This window comes from Shigella sp. FC1967, assembly GCF_001743005.1.
In the GTDB taxonomy this organism is placed as follows: Bacteria; Pseudomonadota; Gammaproteobacteria; order Enterobacterales; family Enterobacteriaceae; genus Proteus.
This window is the reverse complement of the sequence record NZ_MIIZ01000725.1, coordinates 1-4149: the sequence shown is the minus strand read 5'-3', so window position 1 is coordinate 4149 and position 4149 is coordinate 1. Positions and strand designations below refer to the sequence as shown.

The following is a 4149-nucleotide window of genomic DNA, read 5'->3' as shown; positions in this document are numbered from 1 at the left end:
TTTTTTGTAATAGTTGAGTAAACAATGGCGATGTTGGTGATGAGGTCGCTTCCTGCGAGGCTTTATCAGGGACGGGTAATTTATGCAGCAGATTTACCTGTGATGCAGTTACCCCTAATACGAGCCATTCCTGTTCTATTTCAACCACCACCACACGTTCTTTCGCACCTAATGAACAACTTGCTTTGACGCTAAGTTGTGTTGTCGTTCCTTTAAATGAACCACGGGTAAAGCCAAAACGACGGAATAACCACATAGCAATAATAATAAGAACGATAATGCCAGCGAGTGCCGTGCTAACTTGAGCAAGGCTTTGACTCACAGGCAACGGTTGTGTCGGTGTTTGAACAGTTTGTGTTATAGCGGGTGCGGTAGTATTTACCGCACCTTGGCTGGAAAAGGAAGGAAGCTGTTCCATAGATTAACGGCTCAGACGACGCATACGTTCTGATGGTGTAATGATATCGGTAATGCGAATACCATATTTATCAGAAACAACCACAACTTCACCTTGAGCAATTAAATAGCCATTGATAAGAATATCAAGAGGCTCACCAGCTAGACCATCCAAGGAAACGACAGAACCTTGTGACAGGCTAAGTAATTTTTTAATGGTCATTTTGGTGCGACCTAACTCTACTGTTAATTTGACTGGAATATCCATAATCAAATTGATGTCAGATAGATGATTCAGTGTATCGTCTTCAGGTAACAGATGTTCAAATAGATCGGAACTATTATCCTGGCTTTTCCCAGTTTGCTGTTCCATTGCATCAGCCCACATATCCTCAGCCGATTGTGAATTATCAGTTGGGCGATTTGCATCACTCATTGGTTTGTTCCTCATCCAGAGCGTTTAAAACAGGGTTAATTAGGTGTTCAACACGAAGGGCATATTGCCCATTTACTGTACCGTATTGGCTTGTTAATACGGGCACACCATCAACATGTGCAATCAATCTTTCTGGTTTATCAATCGGGATAACATCTCCTTCTTTAAGTGTTAACACTTTTGATAAACGCAGTGGGATGTCAGTAAAGTTTGCGACCAGTTCAAGCTCTGAATGCTGAACTTGGTTGACTAAACTATCTAACCATACCCCATCTTCTTGACGAACATTTTCAATTGGTGGATTGATCAGTCGTTCACGTAATGGCTCGATCATGGCAAATGGAATACAAATACTAAATTCCCCAACCATTGAACCAATTTCTACTTGAAAAGGTGTCGTAACAACAATGTCATTCGGTGATGAGGTGATATTGGTAAATTTCACCTGCATTTCAGAACGAACATATTCCACCTGAATTTTGAAGATGGAATCCCAAGCATCACGGTAGGCATCAAGTGCCAGTTTCAACATTTTGTTAATGATCCGCTGCTCTGTGTTGGTAAATTCACGTCCTTCCACAGGGATTGGAAAACGGCCATCACCACCAAACAAATTATCTACCGCGATATAAACCAGATTGGGTTCAAAGGTAAATAATGCGGTTCCTCGTAAAGGCTTTAAATGCACCAAATTAAGGTTTGTTGGCACAGGTAAATTACGAGCAAAATCATGATAGGGGTGAATTTTAATGCCACCAACCGTAATGTCAGGACTCCGACGGAGCATGTTAAATAGTCCCATACGGAATTGACGTGCAAAGCGTTCGTTAATAATTTCTAACGACTGTAAACGTTCTCGAACCACACGGCGTTGCGTGTTGGGGTCATAAGGCTGAATATCCGGTTCATTCGGATCCTTCGCTATCGCAGGTTCCTTGTTCGCGCTTTTTTGGGCGTTGTCACCTGATGTGTCATCATTCAACAGAGCATCAATCTCTGCCTGTGAAAGGATATTATCGCTCATAATGATTATCGCAGAATAAACGTGGTAAACAGTACATCGGAGAGGATCTGTTCAGATTCTCCCGGTACGAGAGTCGGTCTCAGCGTTTCTTTTACATCCGTCATTAGCTGGAGTTTTCCATTGTCTGTCGCGAGCTTATTAGCCTGTTGACGAGAAAGCAGTAATAACAAGCGGCTACGAACCTCTGGTAAATAATCATGTAGACGCTTACGAGTCTCTTCATTATGCAATCTTAATGTGATCCCTATGTAGAGCACTCTGTCTAAGTGTTCTTCGTCATCAATGAGATTTACCGTAAAGGGTTCTAATGACATAAAAACGGGTGCTGGTATAACTTTTTGCTGACTTGTGCCCGCTGAACCTGATTTAGCATGCTTCAATGCCCACCAACTATATCCACCGAATGCCGCTGCAATAATGGCGATCACCAATAATACGATGATCAGAATTAAGCTATAGCTTTTACGTTCATTGCTGTAATTAGACATGGACAGTTAAATTCCTGTTTTGTAGTGGATACGTGTTCACTGTTGTGGACTTCCATATCCATCTAAATCAACCTTAATTATCCCGCTATTTCTGTTTTTTAATGGCAGAAACAGATAGGGAAAAAACCATTAACTCTTACGTTTATTGACATAGGGTGTCGTCCCAATACATTTGTATTAGGCGAAAATATCAACACCACCACGAGCAGATGCTAATTCTTGAGGCGTAAGAGTTATCTTTTGTAGTGCCGTTTCAGAGGCTAACTGCAGAGAATTACCCTCGCTTCCTTGATGATTATCGGCACCATCTCCACTAAATTGAGAGGAATCTGACATATTTTGTTGTTGCCAACTGTCATGAGTGTCGCTAGACACCTGACTCTGCGTGAGCTGGATCCCATTTTCAGAGAGAGCTTGACGCAATTGATGCATGGCATTTTCTAATACAGAACGAACTTGCCCGTTTTGTGAAGCAAGGTGTAACTGTGCTTGCCCATCTTCTATTTTCATGCGGATATGCAATGAACCTAGCTCTTCAGGGTGTAAACGTAGCTCTGCCTTTTGTAAACCATTTCGACTAAACATCACAATCTGTTGATTGAGTTGCTGTTGCCACTCTTGCGTTCCCACTTGTGCATTTAATACCTGTGTTACCATCGGTGAAAATTGCATTTGTGGTTGGGTTGAAGAGTGAGCATGACCCGTAATGCTTTGTGAAGCCAAAGAAGAGGAGTTAGAAAGAGTGTTGTGAAGATCGTTTTCTACAACGTGGTTTGTTGACGCTATTTGCTGAGCAACATTATCCGCTAATTTTGTATTGGCAACTTGCTTATCGCCGTTTAGTAACGCATTCACTTTTTCTGCTGTTGGTGTTAAAAGCGATGCCATGCTATCGACTTTTTTCGCAGAAGGCTTTTCTGTTTGATTAGCACTAACGAGTGTGCTTTCTGTGGCTAACGTCGCTGTCTCTGGTCGTCGTTGGGTTAACAAGGACTGTTCATCTGATTTTGATAAATTGAGTTTGTCGGCAAGGTTGAAGTCCGACATATCGCGATCTTTTGAAATAGTGCGTGCTAATGAGGCTAAACCTTCCTCACGTTTCATTGACTGAGGCTGTTGTAATGCTTGAGTCAGTTGATCAGAGGGAAGGGTAAGACGTTTTAATCCAGGGAGTCCGGCTAACTGAACGGGAAGTTCAGCGGCAAGCTCTTCTGCAGACATTAATAAAGATGGGTTTTTATTTTCAACAATAGCCGCAAATTGTTCATTATCCGGCAAAGTAAGCGTCAATTGAGATTTCTCAAGAGATGACTCTTCTATCACATTAGGTTCTGTGGTGACAGACGCAAGATGACTACCTTCTTCTTTTGTTTTGTCTTCATCAGAGTGTGAATGTGCTTTGTTTTCTTTCGTTGCGTGGTTTGTGATATTGGCTGTCTTTTTATCACTCTGTGCATTTTGAGGTTGAGAACCCAAAAGCTGAGCAAATGTCGGGGCATTATCACCGGGCTGACTATTTGAAGCAGATGTCGTTCCCGGAGAGGCTGCTGCGACATCCATGGTCAGAAGCGTTATCTCCATCAAGTTGTTCTCCGTAAAGTACTACGCTGTGCGTACTCGTCCATTTGTTTCTGTTCAATACGATCGAGATGTCGCTTACGGCTATCTTCAGCGCGTTGCTCCAAAGTCTCAAATGCATTGAGTCGTTGCTGTTTTTCTCTCCATTGTTCAGTTGCAAGATCAAGCTGCGCCTGCCAATGTTGAAGTTGTTGTTTATGTTGTTCGATAGTCAATTCGAGCGTTTT

General features: G+C 42.3%; 6 protein-coding genes. All 6 read right to left on the bottom strand.

Annotated elements, in window-relative coordinates; genetic code table 11:
* Positions 1-418 (bottom strand): flagellar biosynthetic protein FliO (gene fliO, locus BHE89_RS11210; RefSeq protein WP_128860481.1); only part of this gene is annotated, 418 nt, incomplete at its 3' end.
* A 3-nt stretch (positions 419-421) separates the two neighbouring features.
* A complete protein-coding gene (gene fliN / locus BHE89_RS11205) occupies positions 422-832 on the bottom strand; it encodes a flagellar motor switch protein FliN (protein ID WP_006533153.1) in 411 nt (136 codons plus the stop codon).
* A complete protein-coding gene (gene fliM, locus BHE89_RS11200; protein ID WP_069367484.1) occupies positions 825-1856 on the bottom strand; it encodes a flagellar motor switch protein FliM in 1032 nt (343 codons plus the stop codon). The genes fliN and fliM overlap by 8 nt, the downstream gene beginning before the upstream one ends.
* 5 nt (positions 1857-1861) lie before the next feature.
* Entirely contained in the window at positions 1862-2344 is a 483-nt protein-coding gene (gene fliL, locus BHE89_RS11195) for a flagellar basal body-associated protein FliL (RefSeq protein ID WP_069367485.1), read from the bottom strand.
* Positions 2345-2521: 177 nt separating this feature from the next.
* Positions 2522-3925 (bottom strand): flagellar hook-length control protein FliK, encoded by a 1404-nt coding sequence (locus tag BHE89_RS11190; protein ID WP_069367486.1) that lies wholly within the window; start codon positions 3923-3925, stop codon positions 2522-2524.
* On the bottom strand, positions 3925-4149 hold a 225-nt coding region (locus tag BHE89_RS11185), incomplete at its 5' end, for a flagellar FliJ family protein (protein WP_171742494.1). The genes BHE89_RS11190 and BHE89_RS11185, both read right to left, overlap by 1 nt.

Bases quoted from the DNA above. Each gene is read 5' to 3' on its own strand.
- fliL (WP_069367485.1), bottom strand. From the start codon at position 2,344: ATGTCTAATTACAGCAATGAACGTAAAAGCTATAGCTTAATTCTGATC.
- fliN (WP_006533153.1), bottom strand. From the start codon at position 832: ATGAGTGATGCAAATCGCCCAACTGATAATTCACAATCGGCTGAGGAT.
- BHE89_RS11190 (WP_069367486.1), bottom strand. From the start codon at position 3,925: ATGGAGATAACGCTTCTGACCATGGATGTCGCAGCAGCCTCTCCGGGA.
- fliM (WP_069367484.1), bottom strand. From the start codon at position 1,856: ATGAGCGATAATATCCTTTCACAGGCAGAGATTGATGCTCTGTTGAAT.